Source organism: Pseudoalteromonas sp. OF7H-1 (genome assembly GCF_022347825.1).
Taxonomy (GTDB): Bacteria; Pseudomonadota; Gammaproteobacteria; order Enterobacterales; family Alteromonadaceae; genus Pseudoalteromonas; species Pseudoalteromonas maricaloris.
The window spans coordinates 58672-80404 of the sequence record NZ_JAKRFX010000011.1; the positions used below are offsets into that span (position 1 = coordinate 58672).

Sequence of the window (21733 nt, forward strand, 5' to 3'; positions counted from 1 at the left end):
GAAAAGAAATGACCCGCCTTGCTCACCACCCCACCCTTGTTTTTTTCTTTACTATCATTGGCCTAGTAATTTCCAGTGGACTCTCGCTATATTTGTATATACAAGGTGGCTTTTCGGCAACTTGGCTGTTGATCACCCTTATTACCATCGCGTTTATCTCGGCCTTATACTTTCAATTTAACAAGCAAAACAAGCACATGGGCTTTGTACTTAAGTCTTTAGCCAATGGCGATAGCTCCCTGGGATTAAGCCAACATCATCCTATGCGGCAACACTTAGAAGAGATCAAAACGCGGATCCAAAGCGCGCGGTTGAGCGCAGAGCAGCAGGCTCACTTTTTACAAACCTTGTTAGTGCATATCGACTTAGCGGTTTTGGTGTTCGACAGTGAGGGGAAGGTGATTGAATCAAACCCAGCGGTAACCCGGCTACTCGGTAAACCCATTAATCACAGCGAAGATTTAGAAGATATCGCACCACTGGTTAATGAATGCGATAACAGCTTGAAAACGATAGCAAATTGGCAATATGGTGAGCAACAAGATAACTTGTCTATACAAATAACCTCAGCGCAGATCCAAGGGCAAATTCGTAAAATTGTCACCTTACAATCCATTCGTGATGCATTACAAAACAAAGAGCAGCAAGCCTATAAGCGCCTCACCAAAGTGCTTACGCATGAGGTGGCTAACTCTATTACACCTCTGTCATCCATTGCCCAAACCTGTGAAGGGCTACTGCCAGACACACTAAGCTTTGACGATGAAGAAGATAAACAAGACCTCGCCTTAGCACTGCAAACACTGGCAAAACGCACTGAGTATCTGGGCGCTTTTATCGCCCGTTTTCGAACGGTGAGTAATTTACCCAGCCCAGCGCTGCAACCTGCTCAGCTTGCGCCGCTGGTAGAGGGCATCTATCAGTTACATCAACAAAGCTGTCATCAAGCGAACATAGACTTACAGCTTGATATTAGCCACTCCCAACTGGTGATGCTAGACACGGCTCAGGTTGAGCAAGTACTTATTAACTTAACCAAAAATGCCATTGAAGCGGTGCAACAACGCAACGACCAAGACCAAGACCAGCGAAACACCCGCCAAGTGGTGTTGAAAACTGGAGCCAATAACGCAGGCCAACACTATATAGAAATAAGCGATAATGGGCCCGGCATCGCAGAACATGTCATTGACATGATTTTCGTGCCGTTTTTTACCACTAAACAACAAGGCTCGGGGATAGGCTTAAGCCTCTCGAGACAAATTATGATTAATCATGGCGGCGACTTAATTTATCTTAGGCGCGAGCAAGGCGCATGCTTCAGATGTGTATTTGGTTAACTGACTTGAGCTTTGCTTAAGGGCTTATCTTTAGTTCAAGGCAAATAAGACTACAGGCTAGGTCTAGCCTTGAAGATTTGTGAACTTATAAAAAGTCGGTAAACTAGAAGTATCTAATTTAGGGAAAAGTTCGTGCACACCGTATACAAACCTATTCTTACTATTACTGGAGTTGGCTGGACTGCCGTCATCATATTTTTAACCGCAATCGACTTGCTGCACGATTGGGTTGAGATAGAAAGTGAGCGGCTGAATAACCCTATCTGGTGGGCCTTGCAGGAATGGGGGCTTTGGTATATTTACACGCCTATACTCTTCTTGTGGCTAAATAAACTCAACCAACAGAATAAGGTATGTTGGCGTGATTACCTTGTTTGCTGCTCGGTTTTATTCGTGCTGAGCATGTCTATACAAGCCGGATTCGACTACTTCGTTTACTGCGATGATCTTCCCTATACCCTGTATTATTTTGCGCCGTTACATCCGCTGGTGATCTACGTCTGCTTTATGGTTTGGCACAAGTTTATCCGTATTGAAAGCAACGAAGAAAACAATAGCACCGCGATAAATCAACGTTTACTTGTGGATTTAGGCGGCGATAAGTCATTTGTACAGATCAAAGATATAGTGCACATAGTGGCTGCTAAAAACTATGTTGAAATTCATACCGAGTCGCGCCAATACCTCAAGCGAGCAACCTTATCTCAGTTTGAAGCCATGCTGCCAACCGATATGTTTGTGCGCACCCACCGCTCTTATTTGGTTAACATGACATATGTTGAACGTATCATCACCAAAGCGTCAGGCAATGCCATCATCAAGTTATCAACGGGCGCGCAAATTAGCTTGAGTAAAGGTTACAAGAAAGCACTAAAGTCACGCTTCGATACACTTTCTCAGGCCGCATAACACCAGCGAGCAACGTGAACCCGATTACGGTTTCCCGTCGATCCGTCCCATAGAACCACCTTACGTACCTAATAATTTGTTTTATCTGCTTTTTTATTTTTAATAGCGCAATGGAGAGCTTTTTATTTAAAGAGGAACAATGACACGATTTCATCCCTTCACAGCGGCATATTACGCTTTAATGAGCGTCATAAGTAGCAGCGTTTACGCCAATATGGATAACGCTAAACCGAGTGTTTATGCTGGAAGTTCACTGCAACAGTTTGCAGCACAAGATGCACTTGCAGCCATCGAGCGCTTACCGTCATTCACGCTCATTGAACAAAGTGGTGAGCGCGGCCTCGGAGGCAGTTCTGCCAATATTTTATTAAATGGCATGGAGATCCGCGTAAAGTCTGGATCGGTCTCGGAGTATTTAAAACAACTTCCCGTTGACCAAATCGTTGCGCTAGAAGTGTACCTAAGTCACCACCCATTCCCTTCACTTAAGCAATATAATCAAGTTGTTAACATCATTCGTGATGAAAAAACCAATGCCTATAATTGGCAGCTAGGTAGTGCAATAAATGCCAGTGCCTCCACTGGCATAACAGCAATGGCGGGATTTGTATTACCTAAAGGGCAATGGACACACAGCGGTCATATTCAAGTTCAAGATGAGCCGTATAAAAGCACCAGCCAAGGTCAGCTGTTCGCATCTAGTAATACTCTCGAAGAAAAGAGCGAAGAAACATTTAAAGAGCAAAGTGAGCGAATAACGCTCTCACTTACCAGCCACAAAACCATTCAGGATGGTGCCCTAACGCTCAATGTTCAGGCTGTAAAAGACAACTTGCAATCGCAATACGAATGGCTGTACCGCACACCAACTTCATCCAGCGATGTTGAATCTGCGTTTTCGCAAGAGCGCGATAAAACAAACACTAGCGAAATGTCTATCGATAGGCAGTGGCAAGGTCAGCGCTGGAGCACACAACTTACAGGCTACTACTCAAAACAAAAGAATGAGTTGCACATGTTTGATGGTCTCTCTGCGCAACTTTCAACACCGGGCTTTACACAGTATAAGCGTACTGACGAGCGAGTAATTCGCCTGATGGTAAACGACGCTGTCTCGGAGTTCGGTCTTGAGGCCAGTATCAATCGCGTAAATGCCAACACACTATTGCCCGATGAGCAGTTACACAGCACGATAAAAGAGCTAAGTATTGAGCCCTTTGCTGCTTTTACTTGGTCGCTTTCACCGAAATGGCGGTTATACAGCAAACTGGCAGCCGAGCAGGCTACGCTTTCGACCAACAGTAGTAAAAGTGAAGATATTCAACATTTCATCGTCAAGCCGTTGGTGCGATTAAATTATGACGCAACAAAACACATTCAGCTTACGACCACCTTAAAACATGAAGTGGAACAGCTCGATTTTTCACTTTTTTTACCAGAGCTCAACGCAGGATTTGGCCGCTTACAGTTTGGCAACCTTGAAATAAAGCCAATGCAGTACACTGAACTTGCGCTGCAAATTGATATTGAAGAAGGTGAAAGATGGCGTTTTAACGTTAAACCTTTTTATCAGTGGCAAAAAGATGTGCATGAATATCAGCAAGATAATCGAGGTGAAAGCATAGTTGCAAATGCTGGGGATGCCGCGCTTTGGGGGCTAGATGGTGCAGTTAATCTAGACTTATCAAGCTGGGTCAACAACAGTCAGCTCAATCTTGATTATAGTTATCGAGACGCATCATACCGTGACGCGCTCACAGGAAAACGTGCGATTAACGGGACTGTTCCACATAGGGCTAGCGTGCAATTTCGACAAAGCTTTAATCGCTTTTCTTGGAGCGCAGAGATTTCCAGTGGGGATAGTTATCGCGAATATTACCCCGATGAGCAATTTATTGAAGCAAGCTCATTGCAATTGACTTTGCAAGCGCAGCTTCAAGTAAGCCAACGCGTTAAGCTCAATCTAGAAGCTTCGCCACTCACGTCTAGATACGAATATCGACGCTTGTACTACAACACCTCACGGACAGATAGCGTAAGCGCCGTGGAAACGATTCGTGAGCGTGTACCACCTGAGTTTGCGTTCACGCTCAGTGGTAGTTGGTAGGCCGATACTAATCGCGCCTACCGACTTTAGTGTCCTGACTAGGGCCTGTTTATCTTTCAAGTTTGTTTTTGCAGCAGTTTGATTGGTATTTAACCTGAGGTTTGGATAAGGAATGTTCCAACTCATTGTTGCTAAAGCACAACTTAGTTTTCTCCTTGTCTAGCCAGAGAGTTTTAGGGAAAACAAGGCGAATTTACGCACCAATAGCTGGCTATTGGAAGTGAATTCAACGCAGTTAGCGCTAAAACTGGCTGCTAGAAAGGCATTAATTATCCGCAGCTCAGGTTATTTATACAAGGCAGAGCCGGCGTAGCATAGTTATTCTATGTGAGTCAGGCGATAACACAGTAGAAATGCCAATCAAGCGCAGCCCTTTGGGTTCACCTGAGTGCGCTTTGTTCATTGTTGCTCAACTTTTGCCTAGATTACTAGGCGGCAAGTCGAGCGTCGCGACTAAAACACACTCAGGAGAACAAAAGTCAAACAGCAAAGGTCAACAGGCCCTAATATCGCTCTAAATGATTGAGAATATGTGGAAAAACATCTACATCAGCCTGACGCCCAAAGATACAATCTATGTGCGCGTAATTGGGGATCACCTTACGCGTAAACTGAGCATCACCAAAGGCATGACAAAGACGTTCATAGGTTTTTTTCGTGCTCTCAGGTAAATAGCATTCGTTATCTGCCCCGCTAATAAATAGCGTCGGCACGTTTAATCGGTTGATGTGTGGCATGTAAACGTCCTTGCCATCTGCATCAACCAGTTTTCCTGCGCGACAAATTGCAGCAAGGTGCTCTAGGGTTTGAATATTGGCTTCGGCAAATAGTTCATCAATATGCTCATGCAGCAAATCGGTTAACTGATCATGACGGTATAAGGAGGCGTACATAAAAGTCACGCGATGGCAGCTGTCATTGTTGCATCGCCCCTGTGCTTCAGCGAGCGCGTACAAGCCTAACGCCTTATCATACAAAGAGGCAAGCCCATTGCTCTGCTGTGGTACTCGCGCCGTTAGCGAGTCTACGCCCAGCCTTTCTAAAAATGAGGGGAGGTGTAAACCTGTTTTCATTTTTGTTGCCATCGGTACCACGACGTCCGCCGCAATTTGTGATGCAACAACACTGCGAACCCCTGAAAGGCCGCGAAGCATAGACATAAAGAAGGTCGTAGCACCATAACAATGCACCACCGCCTGAATACTATCTGCTCCCGTGATGGTTCGGATCTTGTTCACCGCGGCTGGGTAATCGTATTTCGCTACCTGATCGCCATTTGATTGCTTTACGGCAGCAGGCAACAAAATACTGACTCGATAATCCAATAGCCACACGTCATATTGGTTAGCGACTAGGTACTCGACTAAGTTGGTATCAATCATGTCGGTGGAAAAGATACTCGAAGCAACTCCCAGACCATGCACTAACATAACTGGGCCCTTGTCACCGCCACGATAACGAGTCAGCGATAGCTGCACATGATCAGCTGTATCAAACAAGTATACTTCAGGTGTTGGAGCCCTTAGCGGCCGCTTTTTGCGCACCAATTCACCACTGTGCGTTTTTTCTTGGTAAAAAATACTGCCGTAACTTTGATATAGAGTGCCCGCAAAAAATTGCCCAAAGCGCGCGATGGCTTTTAAGCGAGCCGCTTTACTCTCGGCATGACTTACACGAATAGTGGCAAGCTGCGTCACAAAATCAATCGGCGCTATCTTCATAATACCGTGACCACATACGGCCCCTTGAGTATCTTCTCCTTCATGAATATCAACAAATAAGGTTGTAGTATCATCCCAAAGATCGAGAGAGTGAGGGTCGTCTTTGATTAACTTAAAGGCATTAAAGAAGTACTGCTTGCCATCCTCCGCCGTTAAATTCATTTTATAGATCATCTTCCGAGTATTTGGAGGAAAGGCCTGACGCTCAAACAAACGAAACTCACCATTGCGAACGGTCAGTGGTTTATCAGAAAGCAGATTGCACTCAACGCGACCCGAAATATGCGCTTTATGTTGTGGGTCGGTCAACATCACCTCTAGATCCGTCGAGGTGACCGTCAATACAAACGACAGCGTTTGGTTTGTTTCTTGACCCTGCTGATAGGCAGCCAAGTAGGTTTGTAAAGAGGTAGTGCTTGGCTCTACCACGCGGCTAAAATAGCCCTGCATGCGCTCTGTAAACGCCAACCCTGTTGTAGTCGGCTCAGCGCTACGGGAGCGGCTTGATGGCAATTGATAGTCAATTTGCCAATCACGGTCCTTGGCGATAAGTGCACAGCAGCGCTCCGTCAATGCACTTATCGTAAGCAGCGGATTGACCGCAAGCGACGTTGGAATGATGGCACCATCTGACACATAGAGCGAGTCGTAGCAGGCATCACTCTCTCCTGTAAACACTTGCCCTTTATGATTCACCACCCCTTCGGAACCCGTCTCAGCAAGCCGACAGCCACCTAAAGGATGAACTGTAACCAAGCGATTATTCAACCACGGTGACCAAATTGGGTTTTTAACATAGGTGCCACCGAGCGCCGCTGTCGCTTGAAGCAGCTTTTCACTCGCATGATGAAAATTAGGCTGAGATCCTAACTCTGGCCAACGGATGTTCAACTTGTCTTGCTCTAAAGTTATGACACCTTGGCTATCGTCATGGCTCATTACTAAGTAGGTCTGAGTATGTTTTACCGCACCATGATAAGCGCCTCGCCATTGGCTTTGCCATACTCTCGCTTGCTCCTCCAAAGCGTCATAAAAACCATGATCCGTGTCGAGCCCAACTACACCCGCAGCACTTGCAAGCGCAGTTGGTAACACTCCCGCCATGGCGCCGGGTAAACTTCCCTCTTCAATAATCATTTGTTGCGCGCGTTCGCTCGCTTCACGAAGATCGATTGCACTAGTGATACAAGGCCCTGTAGGCGCTTTGTCTTCAGGCTCTAGATTACCAACCCCAACACCATCAATTTCGCTGTCGCAGTTATAGCCAAAACCCAACATATCGCCATTACCAGTAAAATGCTGACCAAGTTGCGAAGAGATAGCCAAACCGCGACTTTGGCTACGCAATAAAATTTCATTACTGCCCAGCGTGCCTGCAGCCAAAATCACAAGATCCGCCTCAACAAATAACGGTTCAGCAGAAAAGCACTCTGCGCCGGTTCCCATGTCTTGGTAAAACACCCGCCAACCGGAGCCGGTTTTCTCCAAGTAGCGCACACTGGCCTGGCAATAAATTTCTGCGCCATGATTCCAAGCATCCGGTAAGTAGTTCATTCGAGTAGTGTTTTTAGCATTAAAATTACAGCCAGACACACAGTCTCCGCAGTTGTTGCATGCTTGCTGCTCAACACCCACATGGTTAATGCCACCTTCAGGCGTCGCAAAACATACATTGATTGGTACTTTATTAAAGGGAGCTTCTAATGCATTTGCCGACTGCTGATGAGCCTTCAGTTTATTCAAAGTTGGGTAATATTCAGGGTATAAGGCAGGTTTCAGCATCTCTCGAGCCCGCGTGAATCCCTCTTCCAACAAACCATCCTCATCATCTCTAATCGCGTGTGGCCATACTGGGTCTTTCAGTACTGCATCTACTGGGGGCAAAGCAACATTGGCATTGATAAGAGAGGTGCCGCCTAAACCACAACCGACGACGACATTCTGTTCACGGTGCATATGAATATCAAATAATCCCAAATGAGAGCCCTTGTGTCCTGTTTGGCTATTAAACTGCAACTCACCAGCGGCCTCCAATTCGGTATCCGGAAATTCTCCCGTTAAAAACTCGCGCCCTCGCTCAAGTAGGCAGACTGATTTTCCGGCTCTCGCCATGCGTGACGCAGCGATAGAACCGCCATAACCACTACCAATAACAAGTACATCGTAATGTGGCTGAATTGCCGCCAGAGGTGAAGAAATTGGTTTCATTTGCTTGATTCCCTCTTCTTATTTTCGCTCACCACCTTGCTCGTGGCGATGCTATCCGTGAAGTATCCTCCATCGGAGGCATACTGACCCTAGCAATAAGAGTAGAGTATTTATTGCACAATGGCGCAGTACACAGGTTAAATAATCCGGAGGATCAGCGGCAACAATAACAAACACCCTACCCCCCAAAGCATTTTATTGTTTGTCAGCAAGGATGCGCGATACCCCACCACCAACCCAAGAGAACCCAGCTTTGGCACCAGCCAAAACAACAATCCAGAAAATAGCAACGTTCCTGTGATCACCAACAGGCCCTCAAGCACACCACCGAGTTGATAACGGCTCAGCCAAAGCGCCAAGGCAATAATCACGCTTTGATGCCAGAGATAGATGGGAAACACCACTTTATTGAGCCTCGTAAGCAGCGGATGAGGACGGTTAAGATAACGCGCTGCTAATGCCAATATCAACAACACCGCACACACGCGCTGCAACACCAACACAAGACTCCCACTCCAAGTAATGAAGGTTGTGCGCGTATCTTGCTGCAACCAGTAAAAATGATATAAAAGCAAAATAATCACAGCGTTGACTGCACAAACCCACAGTAGCACTTTACCTTGCCGAGCAAGCCAAGCCCAAAACCGATTATGCTTAGCAAGCAGATAACCTGCGAGCAGAAAAACAAACCCCTGAAATTCTCTTTTGCTATCACCTTCCAATGCTAGCTGAGCCCAAAGTAAGCTTGCAAAAGCCAGCACGCTTAGTAGATAAGTTGGCCAGCGCAAAGTGATAAAATGCCGAAGCATTACTTGAGGCTTAGAATTAAAGACGATATGCAACACAGCAAGGAGCAAAGTAAAACGCCATAATTCTCGCAAATACCACAAGTGATTGACATCGACATGGGGCCAAATACCGCTTTGATACTGACTAAATAAAGGGCTATTAAAATCAATAAACTGTTTGTAAAAATCAACATACCCAAGCGTTAATCCAGCATTTTGCTGCATTTCTGCGTACAGTTGTACGGGCACAACAAGCCATATGCCAAATAATAGCGGGAGCAACAGCAAAGGAGTGCGAAAGAGCATGGCTGTGCATGCACCTTGTTTATCAAAAATATATTTAAGCGCAACTCCCGAGATAAACCAGATAAGCAACATGCGCCATGGTGAGATCAGTAACATCAGATATTCTAGCCAAACCGAAGTATAAGCACTTTTGTAGTGAAAACCCCAGTTAGGTACATATAACATGGCGGTGTGATAAAAGATGAGTATCGTAAATGCAATAACACGCAGCCAGTCTAGCTCTACTCGCCGATTTAAATGATCCATGGTATTTCTTTTTGAAAATAAACTTACCCCTACAGTGCGCCAATACAGCGTACAACCAAACGAAATTTGCTTAAATAACAATAGCTAGGGATAAACCGTGGAATAGAGGGATAAAATAAGTGACCGCTTTGCATCCAGTTGCTAGAGTAAAAGAAAAACTCAAACCATGATGTTTTCACGTACCTTTATTCAGCAATACCACCCTTTGATGGCAATGGCATTACTCGCCCTCTTTCTGACGATTAACAACACCTTGAATACCATTACTCTGATCATGGATGCCAACCGAGATGCGCAGCTCGATTTTGCGCTGTGGGAACCTTTCGTGTGGGAATATACCAGTGCAGCTGCCAGTTTAGCCTTAATTCCTGCCATATCTTGGTATTTAAACGCATTTCCTTGGCAGTGGCATAAACCTGTTAACGTCGCTTTTAGCTTTTTTATTGCCTCACTGTTATTTTGTTTTGGCCATGTTGGCATCATGGTGTTATTACGTGAAACGATTTATTTTAGTTTGCAACTAGATTACAACTTTCACTTTTCTTGGTTTGAACTTATCTATGAATATCAAAAAGATGCATGGAGCTTAGTGTTCTTTATTGCACTCATAAAAGCTTATCAATTTAGTGTCTCCCATATGCTTGGTGAAGCATCTCCGATAAAACAAGAAAGCGATGAAGATGAAACACTCCACAAACCTATTCATCACTTATTGGTACGTAAGCTTGGTAAAGAATTTATCGTTAAAGTTGAAGAGGTTGAGTGGTTACAGTCGTCTGGAAATTACGTCAATCTACACGTAAATGGCCGCATTTATCCGCTACGTTCAACGCTTGCTACGTTATGTCAGCGCTTAGACCCCGTTGGCTTCGTGCGTATTCATCGCTCTTTTGCTATTAATGTGTCTAAAGTGGTGAGTATTACGCCGCTCGCCAGTGGTGACAGTGAAATCGCATTGCAAAGTGGGAAAGTATTAACACTCTCGCGAACCTATAAAACACAATTTAAGCACCAACTACGTCTTGAGTAAGTGAGCAATACGCAATTACCAAGTAACCGAGTGTTATTGCGTTAATTCCATTAATCAATGCTAAATGCTGTAACGCTAAAGTTCATTTTGTATCCATTTCATCACCCTACACTACACTGCCGCAACAGGTAAGGTGCCTATTTTTGCATTTGCACCGAATTTATATACAATCTTATGCAGTTCAGATGCCTCATTGGACTGCATAATAAAAGGATAATAAAAAAGGCTCTATGAAAAACCTCATCACTCCATTATTTGCAGCAATCCTGCTGCTAAATGGCTGTAGCCAAATACAGCAACCTCAACAGAATGAACCAACGCCAGATAACTCCGTACAAGCTGGTGTAAACACACCGAAAAATAAAGTCAAAGACGAAGCTAAAACGGCGGTTAAAACGCCATATGATCCGCTCGCAACTGATGATTTATGGCTCCGTATTAAAGATCAGCTCAGCTTTGCCGATTCCAACGATAAGCGTGTAAAACAACGGATTGATTGGTACCTCAAGCATCCCAATTATATGGATACCATCAGTGAACGTGCAGCGCCGCTACTTTATTACTTAGTAGAAGAAGTCGAAAAGCGCGATATGCCAATAGAACTGGCATTGATGCCGCTAATTGAAAGCGACTTTAATACCCAAGCCTATTCTCACAAGCATGCTTCAGGTTTGTGGCAACTCACGCCGCTGATTGCAAAACATTATGGTGCCAAGATCAACGCTTGGTATGACGGTCGCCAAGATATCGTAGACTCGACCCGCGTCGCATTGGACTTTTTGCAATACCTCCACAAACGTTTTGATGGTGATTGGTATCATGCCATTGCCGCCTATAACACAGGTGAAGGTAGAGTGCTTGCGGCCATTGAACGAAATAAAAAAGCAGGTAAACCAACTGACTTTTTCCATTTGAAGCTACCACGTCAAACCAGCCACTACGTACCAAAGCTACTTGCGGCATCACAGTTGTTAAAGCATGACTTGATGAAGTTTCCTAAAATTCCTAATCGCTCGCTGATCAGCGTTATTAAACTCGAACAACAAGCCATTTTATCTGATCTCAAAGGCTGGAAAGAAGTCGAGGTATTAAATCCTGGCTATGCACGTTTTCCTGCATTACTCGGCGGCCCTGAGCATATTGTCATTCCCACAGCGCGCGTGTCAGAGTGGCAAACCATGCTCACACACTTACCAAAAATGCCTGCAGATACATGGCAACATTATACTATCCGACGTGGAGACTCTCTCAGCACCATTGCAAAACGCTATTCGCTATCCGTCGCCGAGTTAAAAACCTTTAATCAATTAAAGAGTGACCGAATTCGTGCAGGAAAAAAGCTAATTTTGCCCATTTTGGCTGACAAACAACTGGACTATAAGATAAAACACGGCGATAGTTTATGGCGCATAGCTAAGCAATTTAATGTCAGTGTCGCTAAGCTAAAGCAATGGAACCAGCTATCGACAGATAGACTGAAAATTGGCGATACGTTACTCGTATTTCTGTCGCCTTAGGCCGTAGTGTCAGTTGGATAAATATGTCAGAACATAACAATAATAACTTACCCTCTGAAAATGTAGCCGAAACGCAGGCAGCAAAGCCTGCTCGGCCACAGCCACACAACTCAAGACACTCAAGGGGCTCCTTTAAACTTTCTCGCTCCAAAATGAATACCATTTTGGCTTTGTGTGCGATGTTTATTTCCGCAGCGTCGTTTTACGCCACTTATCTGCAAGCAAAGGCTGCTCAGGAGCAAGTTTCCGCAGCCGAAAAGCAGCTAAAAACTGAAACTTGGCCATGGCTTCAATTTAGCTATAGCAACTTTGATTTAGACTCCACTCAAGCAACCATTCGAGTCGATATTCGCAATTCGGGGACCGGACCTGCCATAATCCACTACATTAAGTACGAGTTTGATGGCGAAAATTACTTTGATGTTACCGAACTTATGGATGCATGTTGCAACCTCAATGCCTATCAAGCAGCCCTAGACGATGCGCAGGAAGAAGAATCGAATATCAATTATCTAAAAAAGTTTGGCTGGTATGTTTCCAGTGCGCCACAAAAGATTTTGCTGGCAGATGGCGACACTTTCAACATTTTTACCATGCCAAAAAGCAATTTTAATCGTGGATTATGGGATAAAATCGACGCCCATAAATCGGTTTTTAAGGCAGAGGCCTGCTACTGTTCTATACTAAAACAGTGCTATACCACGAACGAAAAAGCAGTGATCACTGAGGTACCTAGTTGTTCAACGACACCGACAAATTCTATCAACGAGTAATACAGCATCTATTGCAATTTGAGGGCGAGGTACTGCATTTGTACCTAGATGTGAATGCCAATCCGACGATTGGTGTTGGTTTTCATATGCAAAGTGTTGAGCAATTTTGCCAGTTACCAATGCGGGATAGGCGCTCTAAACGGTCTGCCACCTTGCAACAAAAGCGCGATGAATACCGTAATATTAAGGGCAAACCCAGCGGCTACAAGGCTTCTTGGTATGCACAATATACCGAGCTTACCTTGCCACCAAAAGCGTCTAAAAAATGTCTCATAGAGCAAATCAAAGAATTTGAACAGTACCTCATTCATTTTCTTGCCAAGCAAGAAACTGGCAGCATTCCTTATCAGCTATTACCGACGCCCGCTAAGATTGCGCTGTTGGATATGGCTTACAACCTTGGTACCAGTAAGTTATTTTTGGCTTTTCCTAATTTGATTAAAGCCGTCAGCGCACAAGATTGGCACAGCGCAAGTAAAGAGTGTAGCCGCTTACATATTAGCCCAGCACGAAACGAAGCCACCAAAAAGCTATTCCTCAAGTGCGAGAAATACAAACGCTATCAACTGACTTGGTTCGAAACTTTGGTTAAAAAGCTAAAGCGCTGGCTGTCCTAAAGTTCAGCTCAGAAAAAAGGACTCGATAGGGTCGTAGATCAAGCCACGCTCATTGCGGTGAGAGTGATATAGATGAAATTTCTTTACCGTGAGTGAGAAAGGCGTAATGGGCTTCGTAACACTCGGCTCTGGCTTACAATTTCTAAATAGTGTGATATGTGGTGAGAACGGATGCGGGTTGTGATAGAGGTCGCATTTTTCCCCAAAAGCACGCAGTGGATTGGCTAAATCAAGCAAAGCTTGTGGTTTTTGTTCGGGCTTTAAGTAAAAAATGCCATTGTGCTGCCAGTAGCCATAGTCACCAAAGGTGAGTGTAAATTTAGGCACCGATAGAGCACTCGCAAAATCACAAAGCTCGGCTACTTGTGACTCTTCTACCATAGCAAGAAACGCCAGTGTAAGATGCCAATTACTTGGTTGTGTATTGGCTTTACTGGCACTAACACTATCCACCAGCCACTGACCGATATGCGCTCGAACGTCGTCGTCCATGCCAATACCAAAAAATAATCGTTTTTGCATCTTACACCTTTACCTTAAGGTTTAATAAACTAAGGCTTAACTAACCGTTTGCCTACTAAAGTTAGCATAACCCCAGCAGAGAAGCATAATAAGCCAACAAATTGCAGCCAGGCGTTTTCTACACGCTCACTAAATTTAGGGCCTTGAAAACGATAATGCCTTCTACCATCGGTTACCGTTTCGGTATAAGCGCTTCCCCTATAATCTGAGAAAAATTCCGTTTTTTTATCTAAACGTTTCGCCATGGCAAGCTCAACTTGTTCAAAAAATTCACGGTCACTATTCTTACTATGAGGAACAAGGTATGCGTGCCATTTTCTATATAACTCAACGGGCTCACCGGCTTGCAATACACCTTGAGATTCATATTCAAACAGCTTTTCACTAAAAAATATCTGTTTATAACCACTCCAAAATAACCCGACACCGAGAGACACTAGCAAAATAGCTAATATCGCAAGTTGCTTATATTGCTTTTGTTTTGATTGTTGATGTTGCTTATACCAATACTCTATATCTGGAATTTGGCTTAATTCTTCACGCTTCCCTTGTGTTGAAAGGGTTTGCATACACTCATCTAAGGATAAATTGAGCGCCGTTAGTAACTTTCTAAATACCTCGTTAGAAGGCACGGATTTGTCGTTTTCTAGTTTAGATAAATAGCTTTGCTCAACACACATTTGCTCAGCTAACTGGGGTTGGCTTAAGCCTTTCTGTGTACGGATCTGTTTAATAAAGTGTCCTAATGTCATCACGGTCATCCTCGTTTATTGTTGTTGCGACCCGGAACATTCTTGGCAATTCCTTGATAAATACCAAGCTGAATATCTAGGAATAAGCATGAATATCATAGCATTACGAAATATTCACGGTTTGAATTGAAGTTTTGATTAAAAAGCACAATAAACAGGCCCACGTTCAGATCAATACAATGCCTTTTGGTGCAGCCGTGCGCGAAACTCACTGGGCGTACACGCCTTCAACGCTTGAAAACGACGATTAAAATTAGAAATATTATTAAAACCACATTGATCCGATATCACACTAATGGGAGAGGCGGAGCTAATTAATAGTTTACAGGCCTTGGCAATACGCAGCTGATTGATAAATTCCGTCACAGTACGCTCTGTGCGCTTTTTAAAGAAGCGGTGAAAGTGATTGGTGCTCATGTGTACTTGCTGTGCAAGCTCATCGGCGCTTAATTTGTCGGTGTAATTGTCATAGATATAGGCAATAACCCGGTCAAACTTGTCTTTCGCAGGATCATGGCGGGCATCAAAGCGAAAGCCGCTACTGGCTAAATGTTGATAATTCGATGTCGTCATCCGCGTTAACATTTCAAGCAAAAGCACAAAGCGCATTAACGGCTCGGCATCCGCGATTTGCTCAAACCACTTTTTCGCTTGCCTTGCAACTTCCACAGGAAATTTGACGCCACGGCGCGCTGCATTTAACAATTCAGATAAGCCATGTAATTCAGGATGCTGAGCCACTAAAGACTCCAACCAGTGCGCGGGTATTTGTGCAACATGGACAACGTGAGCGGAGTGATCCGGATTCGGTTTTGACTGCCAAGTATGTGGTAAGTCAGGGCCTAGGATCACCAAATCTAAGTCTTCGTAAGGGGCAATATGATCACCCACGTGACATACACCGACACTGTTGAGCGTCAAACAGATCTCATATTCCGGATGATAGTGCCAATTAAAGGGAATTTCGGGCAATTGATACAGGCAATAACGCCATGAACATCCGGGAGATGGCAGTACTTTCTCGTACATCGCTCGCATAGCAACTTCCTTTTACATTAATAAACTTATTTAAAATCGGCATGTTATAAACTTTAAAACAACTACTCGTTACACCTAGTTGCACACCATGCAAATTCAATCACTCAACAATATTAATCTATCGAAATATAGCGACAGCCTGAAGTGCAGTGAAGTATTTTTGTCAAATTACGCTCATTTAAGCGTGAAAAGTATCATTAGTAGATAGAAATATACCGCTTAAAAAACACCCAAGGCGATACCCTAGCTTCTGCCAACAACAAATAGGAACAATGGGCAGAACAATGAAAACAACTAAGTTGAAGCAATTTAAATTGAATAAACTTGCCGCCATCGTGACAGCAAGTACCTTATCACCCCTTTTACTCACCGCGGCACCATCAGCATTAGCCGAAGAACAAAGCGCAACAGAAAAAGTCGAAGTGATTGAAGTAAGAGGCATTCGCCGCTCGCTTGAAGCTTCAATGAACACCAAGCGCTTTGCAGATGGTATTGTTGATGCTATCACCTCGGAAGATATTGGTAAGTTTCCCGACAAAAACATTGGTGATGCGCTACAGCGTATTTCTGGGGTCACGGTCGACCGCCAATATGGTGAAGTAAGTGGTGTTACTATCCGTGGTACCGCACCCGAGCAATCGCGTATTTTATTAAATGGCCAATCCGTCGCTAGTACCGATTGGTATGATTTGGGTCCATCGACACGTACTTTTAACATGGAGCTGTTATCAGCAGAGCAAGTTTCGGCAGTTAACGTCTACAAAACGCCTGAAGCAAACCTTGAAGAAGGTGCGCTGGGTGGTACAGTGAATCTTGTCACGCGTAAACCACTGGACTTAGATGCACACACTTACATGGTGTCAGCAGAAATGGGCCGCTCTACTTTGTATGATGAAAATGATATAAGTGGCTCATTTTTAGGTAGCTGGAAAAGTGACGATGAAAAATTTGGTGTGCTCGCAGCATACTCTATTGAGAACCTGACTTCAGGCCGTCACGTTATTGAGTCCATTGGTGGCTACTATGAATATTTTGCGGCGGATCAAGACACGGGACAAGCATCTACAGTGGGCGCTTGGGCTATCGGCTCGCAAGCATTCAGAGCTGAGCGCGAGCGCACCAGCGCGCAACTTACCGCGCAATTTGCACCAAGCGATAACACCGAATTTGCGGTAGACTACTTTCGCTTTGAGTTTGACAATCCACATGTAAACCATAACTTCCTTACTGTAAGTGCCCGTGGTGCAGGTGCTGTTGATGTACAAAACAACGCTGCAGGCGGTACACAGCGTGCGCGCATTTTGCCAGCTTACGCGAACATTATATACAACCCTACTGTTCGTAACGCCGTAAACATGGAAGTCGATGCTTTAAACTTCAGTGGTAAATACGTCGGTGAAACTTTCGAGATTAGCGGTGTTATTGGTCGCTCAACATCTGATGGTGGTACACAGTTTGGCTCCTCAAGTTGGTGGATCCCGGCAACAGATGAGGGTGGAAAAATTGGCGATCCAGCCTTCCCTAACGGTCAAAATAGTACTGATGGCGGCTTTACTTACGATGCATCCGGCCCTTATCAAATTTGGTTTGATTCGCTAGACCCAACCGATGCCTCACAGCTCAAATTTGCTCAGGAATCAAACTTCCAAACTACGGTTCAAGAGCATGAAGTGAGTTATGCGCAAGCCGATATCAAATGGATGCTAGAGCATGATTACTTCAAGAACATCAAAGCGGGTGTGAAAGTTAATAAAAACGAATTTGCACGTATCGCAATACAAAGAAACCCCGCGGATGTTGTTGGTTTTGTCCCTGATGGTAATAGCTTAGCTAACTGGAGTGATGGTATTTTTACCAATCTTCATTCGCAAACGGGCGGACATATTCTTAATTCATACGCCAAGCTCGATGAAGATAAGTGGTGGGATTTTATCACTGGCAAGTATGAGGCGGGTGAATTAATTGAGCAGCAAGATTTTGGTAAAACCTACAATGTCGAAGAAGATATGCTCGCTATCTATGTGCAAAGTGAATTCAGCGGTGAAAACTTCCGCGGTAATATCGGCTTACGCTATGTGGATACAGAACAGCAGTCCAGCGGCTATGTTGATAACACGGTTTTCGATGAAACGGTTGACTACGACAACTGGCTACCGAGCATCAACTTCGCTTATGACTACAGCGACGATATTATCATCCGTGCGGCCGCCTCCAGCGTTATGTCTCGAGTTAATTATAACGACTTAAAACCAGGTCTAGCGATTGATGCCAACTTTGGTTCTGCGACCGGTGGTAACCCAAACCTTAAACCTTATGAAGCAGATCAAGCAGATATTGGCGTCGAATATTACTTTACCGAAGCTTCCTTGTTCTCAGCAGCCGTTTTTGTGAAGAAAATTGACAACGTTGTCTTTTCTACCGAAGCGATTGAATATGTAGACGGATGCGGTACCGATCCTTCTAAGTATGATCAATGCCGAGTCACACGCCCACGTAGTAACGGAGACGGTGACGTAACAGGGATAGAACTGCAGCTTCAACATAGCTTTGATAATGGCTTCGGCTTTATTACTAACTACACCTACGTGGATAGTGAAACCACCACACCAGATAATGCAAAAGAAATGGTGCCGGGAGTATCTGAAAACTCATTCAACGGCTCGCTATTTTTCGAAAACGAGCAATTTAGTGCACGTATCGCTTATAACTGGCGTAGTGAATGGATAGGCGTCGGTGCAGCACAAGCGGTGCGCAACGATAGCTACCAACAATGGGATGCATCTTTGGTGTGGCATGCAATGGAAAATCTGGATGTCAGCTTAGAGGGTGTAAACCTGACCAATGAGGTTATTCAATCTTACGACACCAACTACAACTTAACGCAGAACACCATTGAATTTGGTACGCGTTATTACCTTGGCGTCAGCTATAAGTTCTAACCTCGGAGCCCCAGTCGTTTGCGGCTGGGGTCATTTGCCTATGAAAACTCATTTGCCTATGAAAACAATACAGTCACTTACCATCCTTGGTGGCGGTACTGCCGGTTGGATGTGCGCAGCCTACCTTGCTAAGCATCAACCCAATTTATCGGTCACAGTGATCGAATCATCGAGTATTGGCAGAATTGGCGTTGGCGAAGGCTCAACGCCACATTTGCAGCTTTTTATGCAAAGTCTTGGTGTGAAAGAACGCGATTGGATGCCTGCATGCCAAGCAAGCTATAAAACCGGGATCTATTTTGATAACTGGAATGGCGACAATGGCAGCTATTTCCATCCCTTCTTCTCTGAAATGGATGCAAAAACAGCGGAAGTCTACTTTGTCAACGCCAACGCCAGACGTCGTGGTAGCGAATATATAGATAAGCCTGAACATTACTTCTTAGCCGCAGTACTGGCCGACAAGCAACAAGCACCTCTGCCACAGCGTCCATTACCAAGGGCGCTTGAATACGGCTATCACTTTGATGCGCAAAAACTTGCGGATTGGTTAAGGGCATTTAGCCTAGCGCGAGGCGTAAAGCATATTCAAAGTACGGTGAGTAGCGTACAGCATCATGCCAAAGAAATTATTGCACTGACACTTGAGTCGGGTGAGCAGGTGAAAAGCGATTTTTACGTCGATGCCTCAGGGTTTAACGCCCTGCTGATAGAGAAAACGCTCGAAGTGCCCTTTATTTCCTTTGCAGATCAGTTACTCAATGATTCAGCTGTCGCGATTGCCGGCGCTAAAATAAACCCGCTACCTTCAAGCACTTCTGCTATCGCGATGCCGTGCGGCTGGCGCTGGCAGATCCCGCTACAAGGCAGAACCGGACATGGTTACGTGTACAGCAGCGCACATACCACTCCCGAAGAGGCTGAGGCTCAACTGCGTGAAGCCGCGCAACTCGATAAAGGACAAGCCAAACATCTCACCATGAAAGTGGGCATGATGGCGCGCAGTATTGAAGGCAATGTATTTGCTATTGGCCTCGCGCAGAGCTTTATTGAACCACTCGAAGCCACCGCGCTGATGGTCACAGGTTATAGCATTGAGTTATTAAATAGGCTGCTTTCGCAACAGCTCGAGGCACAAACCATCAATCAACAACTGTCAGAGCTGGTGCTCGGTATTAAAGAGTATGTACTGGCACATTACGCCACCAGCAAGCGCGCAGATTCACCGTATTGGCAAGATGCGAAAATCGCAGCACTGAGCTTAAACGAGCTCGATGAGCTGCTCACACACTGGCGTAGCGGTGGTGATTTTGACGCTTGGCTCAACCAACACAGGATGCACTCACCCTACATTCGTCCCAGTTGGTATTGCTTACTTGGCGGCATGGATCATCGCGATAGCACCTGCCAAATGCCCTTTGATCAAGCACCACAGCATATCGAACAGGCGGCCAAGGCCTATCTAACGAAGCTTAGTGATGAGCATTTTACTGCCCATACAACTGCACTGGAACAATTACAGCGAGCACAAGCGTTTCGTGCATAACCCAATTGCGGGTGGTGGTGAGATTCCCCTTGATCTTTTTGTTTGTCTGCCCACAAGCGAGATCGCCACGCCATCACCCGCTCTCTAATGAAGGTGGAAATACAACATGAAAAAAAGCTACCTAGTGATTGCCTTAGTATTGGCAACCTTTTTTACGGTGTCCTTTATCACCAATATTTTAGGCGCGATTTTTCCAGCATTAATAGAAAGTTACAGCATAGGTCTAACGCTTGCGGGGTTTTTCCCGTTCGCCTTTTTTATCGCTTACGGTGTGATGTCTATTCCAGCGGGACTGCTAGTTCAGCGTTTTGGAGAAAAAACCGTTATGCAGCTCGCATTTACCCTTGCTGCAATTGGCGCAACGACCTTTGTGCTAATGCCAACGTTTGCCATTGCCATGGTAGCGTTGTTTATGCTCGGCTGTGCCATGGCACTACTGCAAGTGGCTATCAATCCACTATTACGCGCTAGCGGTGGTTCAGAACACTTTGCCGTGCTTTCGGTGTTTGCGCAGTTGATGTTTGGTGCTGCCGCAACACTCGCGCCTCTGGTGTATAGCAAACTACAGTCTCAAGTCACCACCGTAGAGGGATTTGGCGGAGCGCTGTCTGGTGTTATCCCTGCAGATAAAACCTGGCTAAGTATCTATGCGGTATTCGCTATCCTAAGCGTCGTGATGCTATTACTCTCGCAATTTACGCCATTTAACGCTGTACCGGAGCAGAAAAAGCAGCAGCTGAGCTGGTCACAAAGTATCGGTTTTTTTAAAGATAGAACCGTATTGAAATTTTTTGCCGCCATCGCCGCTTATGTTGCGCTAGAACAAGGCGTCGCAAACCTTATTTCCGTGTTTTTGCAGCAATATCATGGCCTAGACCCAGCCACCGAAGGCGCAAAAGTGGTGAGCGAATTCTGGTTATGCCTAACCTTAGGCTGTTTACTTGGACTGGCACTACTTAAACTCATTGATGCGCAAAAGCTTTTGATTTTATTCAGCTCTGGCGCCGCTATCGCGCTCCTAAGTGCGTTATTCGGTAGCACTACGGTGGCGCTTATTGCTTTTCCAATTGTGGGATTTTTCCTCTCCATTATGTGGTCGGTCATCTTTGCTCTGGCATTAAATTCATTCAAAACCGGCCATGGCGCAATCACAGGGATTTTATGTACCGGGATCATTGGCGGTGCTTTTATGTCTCCCATCATAGGTTTTGCGGCTGAATTGAGTAACAACTTACAACTTGCTGCCCTGCTGTTACTACTGCCACTTAGCTATATTCTGAGTGTTGGTGTATGGGCTAATCCTTTGATTAAAAATAAAACTTTTGGCAATAGTCAAAAGACGCTGTCTCAACCTCTAAATGAAAATAGTTAAAT

Annotated in this window: 15 protein-coding genes; 10 read left to right on the forward strand and 5 right to left on the reverse strand. The window is 44.9% G+C overall.

The window, feature by feature from the left end:
* Window positions 1-8: 8 nt before the first annotated feature.
* The 3 genes from MHN30_RS14610 (at window position 9) to MHN30_RS14620 (ending at window position 4356) form a co-directional block, all read left to right on the forward strand.
* The gene (locus MHN30_RS14610) at window positions 9-1340 is read left to right on the forward strand and encodes an ATP-binding protein (protein ID WP_239360127.1); all 1332 of its coding nucleotides are present in this window, start codon (window positions 9-11) and stop codon (window positions 1338-1340) included.
* A 132-nt stretch (window positions 1341-1472) separates the two neighbouring features.
* Complete coding sequence (locus MHN30_RS23920; protein WP_239360128.1) at window positions 1473-2249, forward strand: LytTR family DNA-binding domain-containing protein; 777 nt, start codon at window positions 1473-1475, stop codon at window positions 2247-2249.
* 139 nt (window positions 2250-2388) lie between these two features.
* The gene (locus MHN30_RS14620) at window positions 2389-4356 is read left to right on the forward strand and encodes a TonB-dependent receptor (protein WP_239360129.1); all 1968 of its coding nucleotides are present in this window, start codon (window positions 2389-2391) and stop codon (window positions 4354-4356) included.
* Between the two features lie 503 nt (window positions 4357-4859).
* On the opposite strand, the gene MHN30_RS14625 is transcribed toward MHN30_RS14620, so the two are convergent.
* Window positions 4860-8285 carry a GMC family oxidoreductase N-terminal domain-containing protein gene (locus MHN30_RS14625; protein ID WP_239360130.1) on the reverse strand — a complete coding sequence of 1142 codons (3426 nt, stop codon included), beginning with the start codon at window positions 8283-8285 and terminating at the stop codon, window positions 4860-4862.
* A 137-nt stretch (window positions 8286-8422) separates the two neighbouring features.
* Complete coding sequence (locus MHN30_RS14630) at window positions 8423-9625, reverse strand: acyltransferase (protein ID WP_130165207.1); 1203 nt, start codon at window positions 9623-9625, stop codon at window positions 8423-8425.
* A gap of 166 nt (window positions 9626-9791) precedes the next feature.
* Between MHN30_RS14630 and MHN30_RS14635 the strand changes: the two genes are divergently transcribed.
* The 4 genes from MHN30_RS14635 (at window position 9792) to MHN30_RS14650 (ending at window position 13562) form a co-directional block, all read left to right on the forward strand.
* Window positions 9792-10655 carry a LytTR family DNA-binding domain-containing protein gene (locus MHN30_RS14635; protein WP_045989705.1) on the forward strand — a complete coding sequence of 288 codons (864 nt, stop codon included), beginning with the start codon at window positions 9792-9794 and terminating at the stop codon, window positions 10653-10655.
* Window positions 10656-10885: 230 nt separating this feature from the next.
* Window positions 10886-12172, forward strand: a complete 1287-nt coding sequence (locus tag MHN30_RS14640; RefSeq protein WP_239360131.1) for a LysM peptidoglycan-binding domain-containing protein — start codon at window positions 10886-10888, stop codon at window positions 12170-12172.
* A 23-nt stretch (window positions 12173-12195) separates the two neighbouring features.
* On the forward strand, window positions 12196-12945 hold the full coding sequence (locus MHN30_RS14645) for a hypothetical protein (protein WP_130165210.1): 750 nt from the start codon (window positions 12196-12198) through the stop codon (window positions 12943-12945).
* Window positions 12909-13562, forward strand: a complete 654-nt coding sequence (locus tag MHN30_RS14650; protein WP_188249499.1) for a hypothetical protein — start codon at window positions 12909-12911, stop codon at window positions 13560-13562. Before MHN30_RS14645 ends, MHN30_RS14650 begins: the two co-directional genes overlap by 37 nt.
* Window positions 13563-13565: 3 nt before the next feature.
* Here MHN30_RS14650 and thpR read toward each other — a convergent pair whose 3' ends face one another.
* The 3 genes from thpR to MHN30_RS14665 all read right to left on the reverse strand — a co-directional run bounded on the left by thpR (window position 13566) and on the right by MHN30_RS14665 (window position 15874).
* On the reverse strand, window positions 13566-14084 hold the full coding sequence (gene thpR, locus MHN30_RS14655; RefSeq protein ID WP_239360132.1) for an RNA 2',3'-cyclic phosphodiesterase: 519 nt from the start codon (window positions 14082-14084) through the stop codon (window positions 13566-13568).
* 29 nt (window positions 14085-14113) lie between these two features.
* A complete protein-coding gene (locus MHN30_RS14660; RefSeq protein WP_239360133.1) occupies window positions 14114-14836 on the reverse strand; it encodes a helix-turn-helix domain-containing protein in 723 nt (240 codons plus the stop codon).
* A 171-nt stretch (window positions 14837-15007) separates the two neighbouring features.
* Complete coding sequence (locus MHN30_RS14665) at window positions 15008-15874, reverse strand: AraC family transcriptional regulator (protein ID WP_010377630.1); 867 nt, start codon at window positions 15872-15874, stop codon at window positions 15008-15010.
* A 284-nt stretch (window positions 15875-16158) separates the two neighbouring features.
* Between MHN30_RS14665 and MHN30_RS14670 the strand changes: the two genes are divergently transcribed.
* The 3 genes from MHN30_RS14670 to MHN30_RS14680 all read left to right on the forward strand — a co-directional run bounded on the left by MHN30_RS14670 (window position 16159) and on the right by MHN30_RS14680 (window position 21731).
* The gene (locus MHN30_RS14670) at window positions 16159-18813 is read left to right on the forward strand and encodes a TonB-dependent receptor (protein ID WP_239360134.1); all 2655 of its coding nucleotides are present in this window, start codon (window positions 16159-16161) and stop codon (window positions 18811-18813) included.
* A 58-nt stretch (window positions 18814-18871) separates the two neighbouring features.
* Window positions 18872-20359 (forward strand): tryptophan halogenase family protein, encoded by a 1488-nt coding sequence (locus MHN30_RS14675; RefSeq protein WP_239360135.1) that lies wholly within the window; start codon window positions 18872-18874, stop codon window positions 20357-20359.
* Between the two features lie 106 nt (window positions 20360-20465).
* Window positions 20466-21731 carry an MFS transporter gene (locus MHN30_RS14680; protein WP_239360136.1) on the forward strand — a complete coding sequence of 422 codons (1266 nt, stop codon included), beginning with the start codon at window positions 20466-20468 and terminating at the stop codon, window positions 21729-21731.
* Window positions 21732-21733: the final 2 nt, after the last annotated feature.

Coding starts and splice junctions, on each gene's coding strand:
- MHN30_RS14635 (WP_045989705.1), top strand. CDS start 9,792: ATGATGTTTTCACGTACCTTTATTCAGCAATACCACCCTTTGATGGCA.
- MHN30_RS14670 (WP_239360134.1), top strand. CDS start 16,159: ATGAAAACAACTAAGTTGAAGCAATTTAAATTGAATAAACTTGCCGCC.
- MHN30_RS14675 (WP_239360135.1), top strand. CDS start 18,872: ATGAAAACAATACAGTCACTTACCATCCTTGGTGGCGGTACTGCCGGT.
- MHN30_RS14645 (WP_130165210.1), top strand. CDS start 12,196: ATGTCAGAACATAACAATAATAACTTACCCTCTGAAAATGTAGCCGAA.
- MHN30_RS14665 (WP_010377630.1), bottom strand. CDS start 15,874: ATGCGAGCGATGTACGAGAAAGTACTGCCATCTCCCGGATGTTCATGG.
- thpR (WP_239360132.1), bottom strand. CDS start 14,084: ATGCAAAAACGATTATTTTTTGGTATTGGCATGGACGACGACGTTCGA.
- MHN30_RS14660 (WP_239360133.1), bottom strand. CDS start 14,836: ATGACATTAGGACACTTTATTAAACAGATCCGTACACAGAAAGGCTTA.
- MHN30_RS14625 (WP_239360130.1), bottom strand. CDS start 8,285: ATGAAACCAATTTCTTCACCTCTGGCGGCAATTCAGCCACATTACGAT.
- MHN30_RS14610 (WP_239360127.1), top strand. CDS start 9: ATGACCCGCCTTGCTCACCACCCCACCCTTGTTTTTTTCTTTACTATC.
- MHN30_RS14630 (WP_130165207.1), bottom strand. CDS start 9,625: ATGGATCATTTAAATCGGCGAGTAGAGCTAGACTGGCTGCGTGTTATT.
- MHN30_RS14620 (WP_239360129.1), top strand. CDS start 2,389: ATGACACGATTTCATCCCTTCACAGCGGCATATTACGCTTTAATGAGC.
- MHN30_RS14680 (WP_239360136.1), top strand. CDS start 20,466: ATGAAAAAAAGCTACCTAGTGATTGCCTTAGTATTGGCAACCTTTTTT.
- MHN30_RS14640 (WP_239360131.1), top strand. CDS start 10,886: ATGAAAAACCTCATCACTCCATTATTTGCAGCAATCCTGCTGCTAAAT.